This is a genomic window from Serratia sp. CY29653, assembly GCF_052169255.1.
Taxonomy (GTDB): Bacteria; Pseudomonadota; Gammaproteobacteria; order Enterobacterales; family Enterobacteriaceae; genus Serratia; species Serratia sarumanii.
The window spans coordinates 185,334-200,563 of sequence record NZ_JBJNLC010000003.1 but is presented as its reverse complement, the minus strand read 5'-3'; the positions used below and the strand labels follow the sequence as shown (position 1 = coordinate 200,563).

Here is a 15,230-nt window from a genome sequence, read left to right as displayed (position 1 = left end):
CGCGCGAAGGCGGCCCTAAGGAGCCGCCTTTTTCATTTCGGGCGCGTTGATGCACGCCAGCAGCTGGGTGAAGGCGGCGGCCATCTGCTCCTCCGGCACGCAGGCAAACCCCATCAGCAGGCCGCGCCGGCGGTTGGGCTGCATGTAGTAGCGCGACAGCGGCCGCACCAGCACCCCGAGCGCGCCGGCGGCGGCGGCGATCGCCACGTCGTCGGCCTCGTCCGGCAGATTGAGGATCAGATGCAGCCCGGCGTTGCTGTTGAACTCGCTGAGCGCCTGTTTGCCGAGGTGCTGTTCGATTAAGCCGGTCAGGAAAGCGCGCCGCCGGGCGTACAGCAACCGCATGCGGCGGATATGCGCGGTGTAATGCCCCGCCTGAATAAACTCCGCCAGCGCGCTCTGGATCAGCAGGTGCCCGCCGCGGTACAGCTCGGCGTGGGCGGTTTTCAGCGCCTGCACCAGCGGCGGCGGCAACACCACATAGCCGAGGCGCAGCGCCGGATAGAGCGTTTTGCTGAAGGTGCCGATGTAAATCACCGGCGCGTCGGCCTCCAGCCCTTGCAGCGCCGGGATCGGTTGGCCGGAAAAGCGGAATTCGCTGTCGTAATCGTCCTCGACGATCCAACCGCCGGCGTTGCGCGCCAGCGCCAGCAGCCGTTGGCGGCGCGCCAGGCTCATCACCGAGCCGAGCGGATACTGGTGCGACGGAGTGACGAAAATCAGGCGGGGCGGGGTGGTCGGCTGCTCCGGCGGCACCAGCCCGGCTTCGTCTACCGCCAGCGGGCAGATATTCAGCGCATTGATGCGCAGGATATTGCGGATCCCCCAATAGCCCGGCTCTTCGATCCAGGCGTCATCCCCCGGATTGCACAACATGCGCGTCACCAGATCGATCGCCTGATGAATGCCCTCGGTGATCAGGATCTGTTCCGGCGAACAGCGCACCGAGCGCGCCACCCGTAAATACTCCACCAGCGCATGCTGCAGCTCCGGGCTACCGCCCTGATTGCTGTAGGTCAGCCGCTGCGGCGCCGGGCGGCGGCTGAGGCGCGCCTGGATCTTGCTGAACAGCTGATGGGGAAAGGCGTTGACGTCGGGCACGCCGGGAATGAATGCCCCCCACTGTTTGGGGCTGGCGCTGGCGTGGTGCAACAGCGTGGCACCGCGCTCCGACAGTTCGACGCGGCGCGGTTGCCCGCTGCCGTCGGCCGGCGCGCCGCCGGTGGAGAGGCAACTGTCCGGCACCGTGTCGGCGACGAAGGTGCCGCTGCCGGCGCGCGCCGACACGTAGCCTTCCGCCAGAAGTTGTTCATAAACGGTTAATACGGTGTTGCGGGACAGGCTGAGTTCCTGCGCCAAATCGCGCGAAGCGGGCAGGCGGCTGGAGGGCGGCAGGCTGCCGTCGAGAATGCTGGTGCGGATCGCGTTGTAAAGCCGCTTGTGCAGCTTGTCATCGGGCTGCTCGCCAAGGCGCTGCAGCAACAGATCACCACTCAATGAGCGCAATTGGATCCCTCAATTATTCGTAACTGGCACTCGATTATAGGGCCACATCCTGTGTAAATAAACGGCATTGTTTCACGAATGTGAACGAAACGTGTAACTGGCACCGACCGGAGAGAACAGCATGAAAAACGCAGAATTGAACCAACGCCGTCAGGACGCCACCCCGCGCGGAGTGGGCGTGATGTGTGGTTTTTACGCCGAGCGCGCAGAGAACGCTACGCTGTGGGATGTGGAAGGCAGAGAAGTGATCGACTTCGCCTCGGGGATCGCCGTGCTGAACACCGGCCACCGCCACCCGAAGGTGATCGCCGCGATTGAAAAGCAGCTGCAGGCCTTCACCCACACCGCCTATCAGATCGTTCCTTACGAAAGCTATGTCTCGCTGGCGGAGCGCATCAACCAGCGCGCGCCGATCGCCGGCCCGTGTAAAACCGCCTTCTTCACCACCGGCGCGGAGGCGGTGGAAAACGCGGTGAAGATCGCCCGTGCTTACACCGGCCGCCCGGGCTTGATCACCTTCGGCGGCGGCTTCCACGGCCGCACCTATATGACCATGGCGCTGACCGGCAAAGTGGCGCCTTACAAACTGGGCTTCGGGCCGTTCCCCGGCTCGGTGTTCCACGGCCAGTACCCGAATGCGCTGTACGGCGTGACTACCGAAGACGCGATGAACAGCCTGGATCGCCTGTTTAAAGCGGATATCGATCCCAAGCAGGTGGCGGCGATCGTGCTGGAGCCGGTGCAGGGCGAAGGCGGTTTCAACGTGGCACCGGCCGACTTTATGCAGGCGCTGCGCGCGCTGTGCGACCAGCACGGCATTCTTCTCATTGCCGACGAAGTACAGACCGGCTTCGCCCGTACCGGCAAGCTGTTCGCCATGGAGCACTACAGCGTTAAACCAGATCTGATCACCATGGCGAAAAGCCTGGCGGGCGGCATGCCACTGTCGGCGGTGGCGGGCCGCGCCGAGGTGATGGACGCGCCGGCGCCGGGCGGGCTGGGCGGCACCTATGCCGGCAACCCGCTGGCGGTGGCCGCGGCGCACGCGGTGCTGGACGTGATCGAAGAAGAGCAGCTGTGCCAGCGCGCCCAGCGTTTGGGGCAGCACCTGGTGGAAGTGCTGCAGCAGGCGCGCAAAACCAGCCCGGCAATTGCGGATGTGCGGGCGCAAGGTTCGATGGTGGCGGTGGAGTTCAACGATCCGGCTACCGGCAAGCCTTCGGCGGAGATCACCCGTCAGGTGCAGCAGAAGGCGATGGAGGAAGGGCTGCTGCTGCTGAGCTGCGGCGTGAACGGCAACGTGATCCGCTTCCTGTATCCGCTGACCATCCCGGACGATCAGTTCACCAAGGCGATGGGCATCCTGTCCCGCGCGCTGGCTCACTAAGGAGCGAACGGCATGAAATTGAACAATCCCGAGCTGTTGCGCAGCCAGTGTCTGATCAACGGTGAATGGTGCGATGCCCTGAGCGGCAAGCGCGAAGCGGTGATCAACCCGGCCACCGGCGCCGAGCTGGCCAGCATTCCGCTGGTCAGCGAAGAGGAAACCCAGCAGGCGATCGCGGCGGCGCAGCGGGCGCAAAATGACTGGAAACAGCTGACCGCCAAGCAGCGTTCCGCGCTGCTGTTGGCCTGGGCCGACAAGGTGCTGGCCGCACAGGAAGATCTGGCGCAGCTGATGACCGCTGAGCAGGGTAAATCGCTGGCGGAAGCGCGCGGCGAAGTGGCCTACGCCGCGTCGTTCATCACCTGGTTCGCCGAAGAGGCCAAGCGGGTGGACGGCGCGGTATTGCAGGCGCCGCAGGCTTCGCAGCGCCTGGTGGTGGTGAAGCAGCCGATCGGCGTGTGCGCGGCCATCACACCGTGGAATTTCCCGGCGGCGATGATCACCCGCAAGGTGGCGCCGGCGCTGGCGGCGGGCTGCACCATCATCGTCAAACCTGCCGAGCAAACGCCGCTGACCGCGCTGGCGCTGGCCAAGCTGGCGCAGGACGCCGGTATTCCCGCCGGCGTGTTGCAGGTGGTGACCGGGGAAGCGGCGCAGGTGGGCAAGGTGCTGTGCGACAGCCCGGTGGTGCGCAAGCTGAGCTTTACCGGTTCGACCGAGGTCGGTCGCATTCTGATGGCGCAGTGCGCGCCGAGCATCAAGAAGCTGTCGCTGGAGCTGGGCGGCAACGCGCCGGTCATCGTGTTCGACGACGCCAATCTGGACGCGGCGGTGGCGGGCATCATGGCCTCCAAGTTCCGCAACAGCGGCCAGACCTGCGTCTGTGCCAACCGCATCTACGTGCAGGACGGCATCTACGAGCGGCTGGCGGAGAAACTGGTGGCGGCGGTCGAGCAGTTGAAAGTCGGCGACGGCAGCCAGGAAGGCACCACCCAGGGGCCGCTGATCGACAGCGATGCGGTAGCGAAGGTGCAGAGCCATATCGACGACGCGCTGATCAAAGGGGCGCAGATTGCCACCGGCGGCCAGCCGCACGCGCTGGGCGGCACCTTCTTCCAGCCGACGGTGGTGACCGGCGTGACGCAGAAAATGCGCTTCGCCAAAGAAGAGACCTTCGGGCCGGTGGCGCCGCTGTTCCGCTTCCATGACGAGGCGGAAGCCATCGCCATGGCCAACGACACCGAATTCGGCCTGGCCGCCTACCTGTTCACGCAGAACGCCGCGCGCCAGTGGCGCGTGCCGGAAGAGCTGGAGTACGGCATGGTCGGCATCAACACCGGGCTGATTTCCAACGAAGTGGCGCCGTTCGGCGGCGTGAAACAGTCAGGGCTCGGGCGTGAAGGATCGCGCTACGGGATAGAAGAATATCTGGAGCTGAAATACCTGTGTATCGATGTGAGCCGTTGAGCGTCAGGACGTTAACCCATCCCGGCGGCCAGCGTCGCCGGGCGATAAAGGATGATGCATGTCTGATAATACCTCTGTTTCTCCGGCGCTTGCCGCCGGGGTGCGAGCACCTGCACCCGCCAAATCGTTAAGTTTCCTTGAAGGGGTGGCGATGATCGTCGGCACCAATATCGGCGCCGGGGTGCTCTCCATCGCCTACGCCTCCAGCAAGGCCGGTTTCCTGCCGCTGCTGTTCTGGCTGGTGCTGGTGGGGAGCCTGACCACCATCACCATGCTGTACGTCGCCGAATCCACGCTGCGCACCCGCGCGCATCTGCAGCTGAGCGGGCTGGCGAAGCGCTACGTCGGCGGCCTGGGCGCCTGGCTGATGTTCGCTTCGGTGTGCGTCAACAGCGTCGGGGCGCTTACCGCCTACATGACCGGCAGCGGCAAGCTGCTGCAATCGCTGTTCGGCATCTCGCCGGCGCTGGGCAGCCTGCTGTTCTTCGTGCCCGCCGCCGGCGTGCTGTACCTCGGTTTGAAAGCGATCGGCCGCGGCGAGAAGTTCATCAGCATCGGCATGGTGGTGATGCTGACCGCGCTGGTGGCGGCGACGCTGCTGAAAGACACCACCCAGATGCGCAACCTGCTGGACGGCGACTGGCGCTTTATGGTGCCGGTGTTCAACGTGGTGGTGTTCTGCTTCTCGGCGCAGTACATCGTGCCGGAAATGGCGCGCGGCTTTGCCGACAAGCCGGAGCAGCTGCCGAAGGCGATCATCGTCGGCATGGCGGTGACCTTCATTTTGCTGGCGGCGGTGCCGATGTCGGTGATCGCGCTCAGCGGGCTGGATGGCATCTCCGACGTGGCCACCATCTCCTGGGGCCAGGCGCTGGGGCAGTGGGCGTTCTTCTCCGCCAACATCTTCGCGCTGTGCGCGATGCTGACTTCCTACTGGGGATTGGGCGGCAGCTTCCTGACCAATATTTTCGACAAGTTCCGGCTGGGCAACGACGAGCTGCCGCTGCGCCGCTTTGGCGTGCTGCTGCTGGTGGTGGTGCCGCCGTTCGTGCTGGCCTACAGCGGGCTGGTGTCGTTCGTCAACGCGCTCTACTTCGCCGGGGTGTTCAGCGGGGTGATCCTGTCGATCATGCCGATGCTGATCCTGCGCGGCGCACGCAAACATGGCGACCAGACGCCGCGCTGGCAGTGCAACTGGATCACGCACCCGCTGCTGCAGATCAGCATTGTGCTGCTGTACCTGGCCAGCGCGGTGTACGCCATCGCTTCATTGTTAGGCTATCTGCCCTCTGGATGGTGATTTGCCTTCCCTCAAGCAGTGATGTTGTTTCTCGGCATTGAGAACGGCGGCGTCGTGGCCGCCGATTTTTTTCTCAGGCGCGCCGCTTTGCCGACAGCGCCAGCCAGGCCTGCACTGACGGGCGCTGCCACTGCTTGTGCGCATAGTGGCGCAGGCGCTCCGGCACCGGATCGCCGTGCATCACCAGCCGGTTGAGCATCAGCGCCAGATCGGTGTCGGCGATGCACCACTCCCTGAACAGATTGTCCTGCCCGTGGCTCAGCAGCTTTTCGACGGCGTCGATCAGCTTGCGTGCGGCCCCCTGTGCGGCTTCGGACAGCGGCGGGAACTTGCCGTTGTTGAACACCACCTCGGTCGAGCGCTCGGCGCGGATCGGCTGCAGATCGCTGCGCAGCCAGGCCTGGATCTCGCGCGCCTTGGCGCGCAGCTTCACGTCGCGCGGGTACACGGCGTGGGCCGGATGGATGTCCTCCAGGTATTCGGCGATCGCCGAAGACTCCGAGAGCTGAAACTCGCCGATGGCCAGCGTCGGCACCCGGCGGGTGAGCGACAGCGCCGCGTAGGCCGCCTCTTTATTCTCTTCCTTCGCCAGATCCACCGTCTTCACGGTGAACGGAATGCCTTTTTCCGTCAGCACGACAAAGGCGGACATGGCGTACGGGCTGAAAAATTCACTGTCGGTGTAAAGCTCGGTGATCGGTTGAGACATCGGCGGTTCCTCGGGGTTAAGGGGAGAACATTCATCATTGTTGAGGGATGGCTAAAAATCAATCTGTTAGGTCAAAAGTTGTTTGATGCCGCGGCCTGCAGCGCCGTGAGTTCCTTCCGGATGATGTGATATATTTGTTGCCAACACGTGAATTGAGCCGTATTGGGTAACATGAAGACGCAGTGGATAGAACGAGTAAAAGTGGGATGCGCGCGCCTGTGGCCGCACCCGCTGGCGGTGGGCAAGCGAGAGATGCTGATTTCCAGCGTCGGCGCCGGTTTGGGGCTGATGCTCGCCGGCTGGATCAGCCACTTTATTTTGGGCGAGGTGAACCTGTGGTTTATCGCGCCGATGGGCGCCTCGGCGGTGTTGCTGTTCGGCGTGCCCAACAGCCCGCTGGCGCAGCCCTGGTCGATCGTCGGCGGCAATGCGCTGGCGGCGACGGTGGGCGTCAGCGCCGGCCTGCTGATCCCCGATCCGGGGCTGGCCTGCGGCATAGCGGCGGCGGTGGCCATCGGCCTGATGTTCAAGCTGCGCTGCCTGCATCCGCCGGGTGGCGCGGTGGCGCTAACCGCTATCCTCGGCGGCCCCGGCATTCATCAGATGGGCTACCACTTCGTGCTGTACCCGGTGCTGCTGAACTCGGTGCTGCTGGCGGCGCTGGCCATTCTGTTCAATAACCTGGCCGGGCGACGCTACCCGCACGCGCTGGCGCCGGCGGAGGCCAAGCCGGCCAATCTGCCGATCGATGCCGTGTCCATCACCCGCGGCGATCTGCACGAGGCGCTGATGGAGGGGGATCTGTTCGATATCGACGAGGACGATTTGCAGGAGATCCTGCTGCGCGCCGAGCAGCTGGCGCATCAGCGGCAAAGCAAAACTGCCTGATCAGCCCAGCGTTTTGCGGTAAAACACTACTCGCTCCGTTTCGGCAAAGCCCAGCGCCGCATGCAGGCGCTGGGAGTCCAGATTGGCGATATCGGTATCCGACGCCAGCTCGCTGCACCCCTGTTGCTTCGCCCACTCCTGCACCTGCGCGATCAGGCGCGCGGCCCAGCCCTGGCGGCGGGCGCGTTCGGCGGTATAAATTCCTTCCAAAAACGCCACCGGCGACGATTCGCAGCCGTTGACGTAATCGTAGCGCAGCGCGACCTCGGCAAAGCCAACGAAAGCGCCGTCCAGCCCCCGCGCCATAAACGCGGTATGGTGCGGCGAAGCCAGTATCTCGCGCATTTCCGCGCGGTGATCTTCAGGCAAGCTGGAGGGCCACAGTGCGGTGCGCAGCGCCAGCCAGGCGTCGAGGTTGTCGTGGTCGCAGATGACGATCATGCGGGATCCTTATGGGGCGGAATAAACGAGAATGCCGAGAGAGAAGTGTGGCACGCAGGCGGGAAACAAAAAAGCCACCCCGGACAGGATGGCTTGTAAGGCTGTGAAAACAGCAAAAATTTGGTGGCCCCTGTTGGGTTTGAACCAACGACCAAGCGATTATGAGTCGCCTGCTCTAACCACTGAGCTAAGGGGCCAAGCCGCGAGATTATAGGGAATCCTTAAGCGGCGGTCTACTGTTACTCGCCCGTATGTTGCTTTTCTGCACAGTTCTAGCCTGTTGTAATTGCTGGCGGATTTTGCGATAACCGCAGTAAATCCCTGCAATGGACTCACGACACTCATGGAACTTCTGGCGCCCAATCTGCGGGTGGTGTTTTGCGGCATCAACCCCGGCCTTTCTTCCGCCCATCAGGGCTATCCTTTCGCCAACGGCAGCAATCGCTTCTGGAAGGTGATCCATCAGGCCGGCTTTACCGAGAGCCAGCTGGCGCCGGAGCAGTGGCAGCAGTTGAAGGACAACGGCTGCGGCATTACCGCGCTGGTGGCGCGCCCGACGGTGGCGGCCAGCGAGCTGTCGCGCGACGAGCTGCGTAGCGGCGGTGAGGCGCTGCAAGAGAAGATCCTGCGCTATCAGCCGCGCGCGCTGGCGATTTTGGGCAAGCAGGCGTTCACCACCGCCTTCGGGGTGAAAAATGCGCCCTGGGGCAAGCAGACGCTGACGTTGGGGGAAACCGAGGTGTGGGTATTGCCCAACCCCAGCGGATTGAACCGCGCCACCCTGGAGCAGCTCACCGCCAGCTATCGCGAGCTGTTCCTGGCGCTGCAATGATGCGGCGAGGCGTATTCAGGGCATAAAAAAACCCCGGCAGGCCGGGGTTTTTGTTTTTGGTGCGGCAGCCGGACTTAGTCGTCCAGGAAGCTGCGCAGCACTTCGGAGCGGCTTGGGTGACGCAGCTTGCGCAGCGCCTTGGCTTCGATCTGACGGATACGCTCACGGGTAACGTCAAACTGCTTGCCTACCTCTTCCAGCGTGTGGTCGGTGTTCATGTCGATACCGAAACGCATGCGCAGCACTTTCGCTTCGCGCGCGGTCAGGCCGGCCAGCACGTCGTGGGTGGCGGAACGCAGGCTTTCCGAGGTCGCGGAATCCAGCGGCAGCTCGAGGGTGGTATCCTCGATGAAGTCGCCCAGATGCGAATCTTCGTCGTCGCCGATCGGCGTCTCCATCGAGATTGGCTCTTTGGCGATCTTCAGCACCTTGCGGATCTTGTCTTCCGGCATCAGCATGCGCTCGGCCAGCTCTTCCGGCGTCGGCTCGCGGCCCATCTCTTGCAGCATCTGGCGCGAAATACGGTTGAGCTTGTTGATGGTCTCAATCATATGCACCGGAATACGAATGGTGCGCGCCTGGTCGGCGATGGAGCGGGTGATAGCCTGACGGATCCACCAGGTGGCGTACGTCGAGAACTTGTAGCCGCGGCGGTATTCGAACTTGTCTACCGCTTTCATCAGGCCGATGTTGCCTTCCTGGATCAGATCCAGGAACTGCAGGCCGCGGTTGGTGTATTTCTTGGCGATGGAAATAACCAGACGCAGGTTGGCCTCAACCATCTCTTTCTTCGCGCGGCGGGCTTTCGCTTCACCGATCGACATGCGACGGTTGATGTCTTTGACCTGCTCAATGGTCAGGCCGGTTTCTTCTTCGATCTGACGCAGTTTCTGCAGGCTGCGCTGCACGTCTTCGGCTACGTCTTTCAGCTTTTCCGACCATGGCTTGGCCATCGCCAGCGCGGCTTCGAACCAGGAATCGCTGGTTTCGTTGCCGGCGAACAGGGTGACGAAGTTTTTCTTCGGCATTTTGCACTGTTCAACGCACAGCTTCATGATGATGCGTTCCTGGGTGCGAACGCGGTCCATCATGGTGCGCATGCTGTTGACCAGGAAGTCGAACTGTTTCGGCACCAGGCGGAACTGCTTGAACACTTCGGACAGCTTCAGGATCTCGTCCGCGGCGCTGGCGTGGCTGCGGCCGTTCTTTTTGATCACCAAGCGCGTCGCTTCATACTGATCGCGCAGCTCGGCGAACTTCTGACGCGCCAGCTCAGGATCGATGCTGTTGTCGTCTTCGGTGTCGTCCTCTTCGGCATCCTCATCTTCTTCGTCGTCGTCTTGCTCTTCGCTCGACAGTTCGGAACCGATGTGGGTGGCGGTTGGGGCGATGTCCTCTTCCGCGTTAGGATCGACGAAGCCGGTGATCAGGTCGGACAGGCGCGCTTCGCCCGCTTCGACGCGATCGTACTGTTCAAGCAGGTAGGTAATGGCTTCCGGGTATTCGGCAACCGAGCACTGCACCTGGTTGATGCCGTCTTCGATGCGCTTGGCGATGTCGATTTCGCCTTCGCGCGTCAGCAGTTCGACGGTACCCATTTCGCGCATGTACATGCGCACCGGGTCGGTGGTGCGGCCGATTTCGGATTCCACGCTGGACAGAACCTGTGCGGCGGCTTCTTCCGCATCTTCGTCCGTGCTGTTCGAGTTTTCGGCGAGCAGCAGGTCATCGGCGTCCGGTGCTTCTTCCATCACCTGGATGCCCATGTCGTTAATCATCTGGATGATGTCTTCGATCTGATCGGAGTCGACGATATCTTCCGGCAGATGGTCATTGACCTCAGCATAGGTCAGATAGCCTTGCTCCTTACCACGGGTGACAAGTAGCTTCAGCTGTGACTGCGGGTTTTGCTCCATAAGACGGTATCCACACTTCAGAGTATTTAGGTTGGTGTCGGTCGGCGAAACCGCCAACAATAGCATTTGGGGCGTTTTCGTTATCGCCGCGGCCCACTATGGCGGCACTGTGCAGGGCTCTGCCCTCGCAATTATCGGCACTTAAGCCGTTTGGTATTCAGTTTTTCTTCGCTAAAACCTGGTTGAGGGAACGGACTTCTTCACGTTCCTCCGGGCTCAGGCCGCGCGTTCTGGCCTGGGCGATCAGCGTTTCCAGCCGTTGCTCGAGCACCGAGTCGTACAGGCTGGCCAACGTATCCAAAAAGGTCTGCTCGACCATATCCTCAACGATCATATGGTTCCAGGTCGCCAAGGTTTCAAGCTGCTGGCTGAATTTGTTGTCGCGATACAGCTCCAGCAATTGCCCGGTCGTCAGGCCCGGCTGCGCCAAACAGGTCTGCACCAGTTCGACGAACAGCGGCAATCCCGCCTGTTTGGTCTGCTCCAGCCCTTCAAGCGAAGGGATAAGTGTAGCCAACTGCGGATTTTGCACCAGTAGCCCTATCAGTATACGCATGGTTGTGCGTTTTAGCTGGGGCGCCTGATAAGGATTCGCATTTTCCGCCTGCTTGGGCATCAGCTTGTCGAGCTGGCTGTCGTCCAGCAGCCCCAGCTTGTTGCCGAGCTCCTGGCGCAGGTACAAGCGCAACGTTTCGCCCGGCACCTGAGTAATCAGCGGCAGCGCCAGCGTGCTCAGCTTGGCGCGCCCGTCCGGGCTGCTCAGATCCACCTGCGGCAGCAGGCTTTCGAACAGGAAAGTGGACAGCGGCTGCGCCTGCTCCATTCGCTGTTCGAAGGCTTCTTTGCCTTCCTTGCGCACCAGGGTGTCCGGGTCTTCGCCGTCAGGCAAAAACATGAACCGCAGCTGGCGCCCGTCGTTCAGGTACGGCAACGCGGTTTCCAACGCCCGCCATGCCGCTTCGCGGCCGGCGCGGTCGCCGTCGTAACAGCAGACGACGTTGTCGGTGGCGCGGAACAGCAGCTGAATGTGTTCAGCCGTCGTCGAGGTTCCGAGCGAGGCGACGGCATAATCGATGCCGAATTGCGCCAACGCCACCACGTCCATATACCCTTCCACCACCAGCAGCCGCTGCAGGGTAGGGTGGTTCTGCTGTGCTTCATACAGGCCGTAAAGCTGGCGGCCCTTATGGAAAACTTCGGTTTCCGGCGAGTTCAGGTACTTCGGCATGCCATCGCCCAATACGCGGCCGCCGAAGGCGATCACGCGCCCGCGTTTGTCGCGGATGGGGAACATCACCCGTTCGCGGAAACGGTCGTACGAACGCCCCTGATCGTTAGTCACCAGCATGCCGGCATCGTTCAATGCGCGGCGCGAGTCGGCGTCGCGGCCGAAACGCTTCAGGGCGTTGTCCCATCCCGCCGGCGCGAAGCCGATGGCGAAATGGCGAATAACGTCGTCACTTAATCCGCGCTGCTGCAAATAGCTGCGCGCCGGTGCCCCGGAGGACTGCTGCAGTGACTGTTGATAGAACGCGCTGAGCTGCTCCATCAGTTGGTACAGGCTCTGGCGCTGATGGCGTTCGATCTGGGTTGGCCCGGTGCCCGCTTCGTAAGGCACTTCCAGCCCGTGCATGGTCGCCAGCTCTTCGATGGTTTCGACAAACTCAAGCCGGTCGTAATTCATCAAAAAGTCGACGGCGTTGCCGTGCGCACCACACCCAAAACAGTGATAAAACTGCTTTTCGCCATTAACGGTAAATGAAGGCGTCTTTTCGTGGTGGAACGGACAGCACGCGTGGTAGTTCTTGCCTTGCTTCTTGAGCTTCACGCGGGCGTCGATCAGATCGACGATGTCGGTGCGAGCCAGCAAGTCATTGATAAATACGCGCGGAATTCGTCCAGCCATAAGCCCTTACTTCATTAGCCTATAAACGAGAACAAGCCGCGCATTCCTTTCGGAAAGCACGGCCTTCGTATGCAACTACTCGGTCTGCGCGATTTTGAAAATCAGAAATTCACGCGGTGGGGTTGCCCCCGAAGAATTAATACAGACGAGTGCGGCGTGCGTTTTCGCGAGCCAGTTTCTTCGCGTGACGTTTCACAGCAGAAGCTTTAGCGCGTTTACGTTCGGTAGTTGGTTTTTCATAAAACTCACGACGACGAACTTCAGCTAAAACACCCGCTTTTTCGCAAGAGCGTTTGAAACGACGCAGAGCAACGTCAAATGGCTCGTTTTCACGTACTTTAATTACCGGCATGTGCCTCTCACCTCAATAAAATTCGGTTTGCTGCTGGCCAAGCGCCAGCCTTTTCAAAATGGTGCGGAATTTTACTCCAATGGATGCTGCTTTGTAAAGCACCACAGCAAATTGAAACCCGCGTCGCTCTGCCGCAACGTGCGCAATTTTGCACCGGGCGCTGATTATAGACTAATCAGAAAAAAATGCTCGTGTTTAATCGCCTGGGCATTTTCTGGATGAATCATCGACATAGGTGCGAGCCGGTGACAAGATGCGCCGCGCTGGCGGTAAATACGGCGGAATGTGGTAGACTGGCGGCCGCACGTGAATGATGGGAAATGTAATGCGAGTACTGGGTATAGAAACGTCCTGCGATGAAACCGGAATTGCAGTGTATGACGATCAAACCGGTTTGTTGGCCAACCAATTATACAGCCAGGTGAAGCTGCACGCCGACTACGGCGGCGTGGTGCCGGAACTGGCCTCCCGCGATCACGTGCGCAAAACCGTGCCGCTGATTCAGGCGGCGCTGAAAGAGGCCAACCTGACCCCGGCCGACATCGACGGCGTGGCCTACACCGCCGGGCCGGGCCTGGTGGGGGCGCTGCTGGTCGGCGCGACCGTCGGGCGCGCGCTGGCGTTCGCCTGGAACGTGCCGGCGGTGCCGGTGCATCATATGGAAGGCCACCTGCTGGCACCGATGCTGGAAGACAATCCGCCGGCGTTCCCGTTCGTTGCGCTGCTGGTCTCCGGCGGCCACACCCAGTTGATCAGCGTCACCGGCATCGGTGAGTATGAGCTGCTGGGCGAGTCGATCGACGACGCGGCCGGCGAAGCGTTCGACAAGACCGCCAAGCTGCTCGGCCTGGATTATCCCGGCGGGCCGATGCTGTCGAAGATGGCGCAGCAGGGCACGGCGGGGCGCTTCACCTTCCCGCGGCCGATGACCGATCGTCCGGGGCTGGACTTCAGTTTCTCCGGGCTGAAAACCTTCGCCGCCAACACCATCCGCTCCAACGGCAACGACGATCAGACGCGTGCCGACATCGCCCGCGCCTTCGAGGATGCGGTGGTGGATACGCTGGCGATCAAATGCAAACGCGCGCTGGAGCAGACCGGCTTCAAGCGCCTGGTGATGGCCGGCGGCGTAAGCGCCAACCGCACGCTGCGCGCCAAACTGGCGGAGATGATGCATAAACGCGGTGGGGAAGTGTTCTATGCCCGCCCGGAATTTTGCACCGACAACGGCGCGATGATCGCCTATGCCGGCATGGTGCGCCTGAAGAGCGGCGCCAACCCGGAGCTGAGCGTTTCGGTGCGGCCGCGCTGGCCGCTGGCGGAATTGCCTGCGGTATAAAACAAAGGGCCGGATTATCCGGCCCTTCTGCTATTCGTCTTTCGGCTGGTCGCCGTTATCAGCGTCGTTTTTCTTCTTGCGCAGCTTGCCCCAAATCTTGCCTTCCTGGCCGCGCCACAGGCGCTGAATATTGTCGTGATGCCGCATCAGGATCAGGCAGGAGAGCATCGCCACCGGGAAGGTGAACTGCGGTTTGAACCACCAGACGTAGAACGGGGCGATCAGCGCGCTGACGATGGCGCCGAGCGAAGAGTAACCGCTGAGCAGCACCGTCAACAGCCAGGTACCGGTCATCAGGCCGGTCAGATCCCAGCCGATAGGCGCGATGGCGCCAAATGCCGTCGCCACGCCTTTACCGCCGCGGAAGTGGAAGAACACCGGATAGATGTGCCCCAGGCAGGCGGCGATCGCCGTCAGGCCGAGGTACAGCGGCGGCACATCGAGCTTGTAGGCCAGCCAGACCGGCAGCATCCCTTTCAGAATATCGAACACCAGCACCGCCGCCGCCGCCAGCCGGCCGCCGATGCGCAGGACGTTGGTCGCCCCGGGGTTTCCTGAGCCATGTTCACGCGGATCCGGCAGCCTGGCGATCCGGCAAACCAGGATCGCACTGGAAATCGAGCCGCACAGATACGCGAAGATAATCATGCCAAGCGCGGTAGCACTCATAACGCGGTTCCGTTTAATAATGGTCGTTTTACTCGCAACATCCATGGATAATACGCACATTCCGCTGGAAGTGGTATCCGGCAAGGCCAAAAACAGAGAATGACGTGATGGATATCGTATTTATTGAAGAGCTTACCGTAATTACCACCATTGGCGTTTATGAGTGGGAACAGGGCATTCGTCAGAAGCTGGTGTTCGATATCGAAATGGGCTGGGATAACCGGCCGGCCGCCGCCAGCGACGACGTAACTGACTGTCTGAGCTATGCCGACGTCAGCGACGCCGTGATCCGGCACGTTGAATCGAACCGGTTCGCGCTGGTGGAACGCGTGGCGGAGGAAATATCCGAAATTTTGCTTCAGCGCTTCAATTCCCCGTGGGTCCGTATTAAGGTCAGCAAACCGGGCGCTGTAGCACATGCCAATCGGGTCGGCGTGATCATTGAGCGCGGCACTCGTCCCGCATGATTTTATGTCATCTGCTTGCAACGAAAGACCGTTAAGCTGGTCTTAATCCTG

14 protein-coding genes and 1 tRNA gene are annotated in these 15,230 nt (G+C 61.7%); 7 read left to right on the top strand and 8 right to left on the bottom strand.

The annotated features are described in order from the left end of the window. Nucleotides 1–15: 15 nt before the first annotated feature. On the bottom strand, nt 16–1,506 hold the full coding sequence (pdxR, locus tag ACJ8HN_RS17205; protein WP_442523737.1) for a MocR-like pyridoxine biosynthesis transcription factor PdxR: 1,491 nt from the start codon (nt 1,504–1,506) through the stop codon (nt 16–18). A gap of 121 nt (nt 1,507–1,627) precedes the next feature. Between pdxR and ACJ8HN_RS17200 the strand changes: the two genes are divergently transcribed. From ACJ8HN_RS17200 to ACJ8HN_RS17190, 3 genes are read left to right on the top strand one after another with little or no spacing between them, the layout of a single operon-like run. Continuing rightward, nucleotides 1,628–2,893, top strand: coding sequence for a 4-aminobutyrate--2-oxoglutarate transaminase (locus ACJ8HN_RS17200; RefSeq protein WP_442523736.1), 1,266 nt, complete (start codon nt 1,628–1,630; stop codon nt 2,891–2,893). A gap of 12 nt (nt 2,894–2,905) precedes the next feature. Then, a complete protein-coding gene (locus tag ACJ8HN_RS17195) occupies nt 2,906–4,360 on the top strand; it encodes an NAD-dependent succinate-semialdehyde dehydrogenase (protein WP_101427387.1) in 1,455 nt (484 codons plus the stop codon). 58 nt (nt 4,361–4,418) lie between these two features. Then, a complete protein-coding gene (locus tag ACJ8HN_RS17190; protein WP_440482895.1) occupies nt 4,419–5,660 on the top strand; it encodes an aromatic amino acid transport family protein in 1,242 nt (413 codons plus the stop codon). A gap of 73 nt (nt 5,661–5,733) precedes the next feature. On the opposite strand, the gene yfcF is transcribed toward ACJ8HN_RS17190, so the two are convergent. Next, complete coding sequence (gene yfcF, locus ACJ8HN_RS17185) at nt 5,734–6,369, bottom strand: glutathione transferase (protein ID WP_041036793.1); 636 nt, start codon at nt 6,367–6,369, stop codon at nt 5,734–5,736. A gap of 171 nt (nt 6,370–6,540) precedes the next feature. Here yfcF and ACJ8HN_RS17180 point away from each other — a divergent pair, with 171 nt between their 5' ends. Next, nucleotides 6,541–7,257 (top strand): HPP family protein, encoded by a 717-nt coding sequence (locus ACJ8HN_RS17180; RefSeq protein WP_033654786.1) that lies wholly within the window; start codon nt 6,541–6,543, stop codon nt 7,255–7,257. Here the strand turns inward: ACJ8HN_RS17180 and aac(6') are convergent, their stop codons facing one another. Further along, on the bottom strand, nt 7,258–7,698 hold the full coding sequence (aac(6'), locus tag ACJ8HN_RS17175) for an aminoglycoside 6'-N-acetyltransferase (RefSeq protein WP_060439229.1): 441 nt from the start codon (nt 7,696–7,698) through the stop codon (nt 7,258–7,260). It abuts the gene before it with no gap. Nucleotides 7,699–7,819: 121 nt separating this feature from the next. Next, nucleotides 7,820–7,895: transfer RNA gene (locus ACJ8HN_RS17170), tRNA-Ile, on the bottom strand. A 146-nt stretch (nt 7,896–8,041) separates the two neighbouring features. Here ACJ8HN_RS17170 and mug point away from each other — a divergent pair. Continuing rightward, on the top strand, nt 8,042–8,530 hold the full coding sequence (gene mug, locus ACJ8HN_RS17165; protein WP_033649053.1) for a G/U mismatch-specific DNA glycosylase: 489 nt from the start codon (nt 8,042–8,044) through the stop codon (nt 8,528–8,530). Between the two features lie 74 nt (nt 8,531–8,604). Here the strand turns inward: mug and rpoD are convergent, their stop codons facing one another. The 3 genes from rpoD to rpsU form a co-directional block, all read right to left on the bottom strand. After that, nucleotides 8,605–10,446 (bottom strand): RNA polymerase sigma factor RpoD, encoded by a 1,842-nt coding sequence (rpoD, locus tag ACJ8HN_RS17160; RefSeq protein WP_033636080.1) that lies wholly within the window; start codon nt 10,444–10,446, stop codon nt 8,605–8,607. A 157-nt stretch (nt 10,447–10,603) separates the two neighbouring features. Beyond that, nucleotides 10,604–12,352: a DNA primase gene (gene dnaG / locus ACJ8HN_RS17155; RefSeq protein WP_025304325.1), complete on the bottom strand. Its 1,749-nt coding sequence runs from the start codon at nt 12,350–12,352 to the stop codon at nt 10,604–10,606. Nucleotides 12,353–12,488: 136 nt separating this feature from the next. Beyond that, entirely contained in the window at nt 12,489–12,704 is a 216-nt protein-coding gene (gene rpsU / locus ACJ8HN_RS17150; RefSeq protein ID WP_001144069.1) for a 30S ribosomal protein S21, read from the bottom strand. Between the two features lie 325 nt (nt 12,705–13,029). On the opposite strand from rpsU, the gene tsaD reads away from it, so the two are divergent. Continuing rightward, a complete protein-coding gene (gene tsaD / locus ACJ8HN_RS17145; protein ID WP_033654813.1) occupies nt 13,030–14,043 on the top strand; it encodes a tRNA (adenosine(37)-N6)-threonylcarbamoyltransferase complex transferase subunit TsaD in 1,014 nt (337 codons plus the stop codon). 30 nt (nt 14,044–14,073) lie between these two features. Here tsaD and plsY read toward each other — a convergent pair whose 3' ends face one another. After that, nucleotides 14,074–14,712, bottom strand: coding sequence for a glycerol-3-phosphate 1-O-acyltransferase PlsY (gene plsY, locus ACJ8HN_RS17140; RefSeq protein WP_033636078.1), 639 nt, complete (start codon nt 14,710–14,712; stop codon nt 14,074–14,076). A 107-nt stretch (nt 14,713–14,819) separates the two neighbouring features. On the opposite strand from plsY, the gene folB reads away from it, so the two are divergent. Continuing rightward, a complete protein-coding gene (gene folB, locus ACJ8HN_RS17135; RefSeq protein WP_033636077.1) occupies nt 14,820–15,179 on the top strand; it encodes a bifunctional dihydroneopterin aldolase/7,8-dihydroneopterin epimerase in 360 nt (119 codons plus the stop codon). Nucleotides 15,180–15,230: the final 51 nt, after the last annotated feature.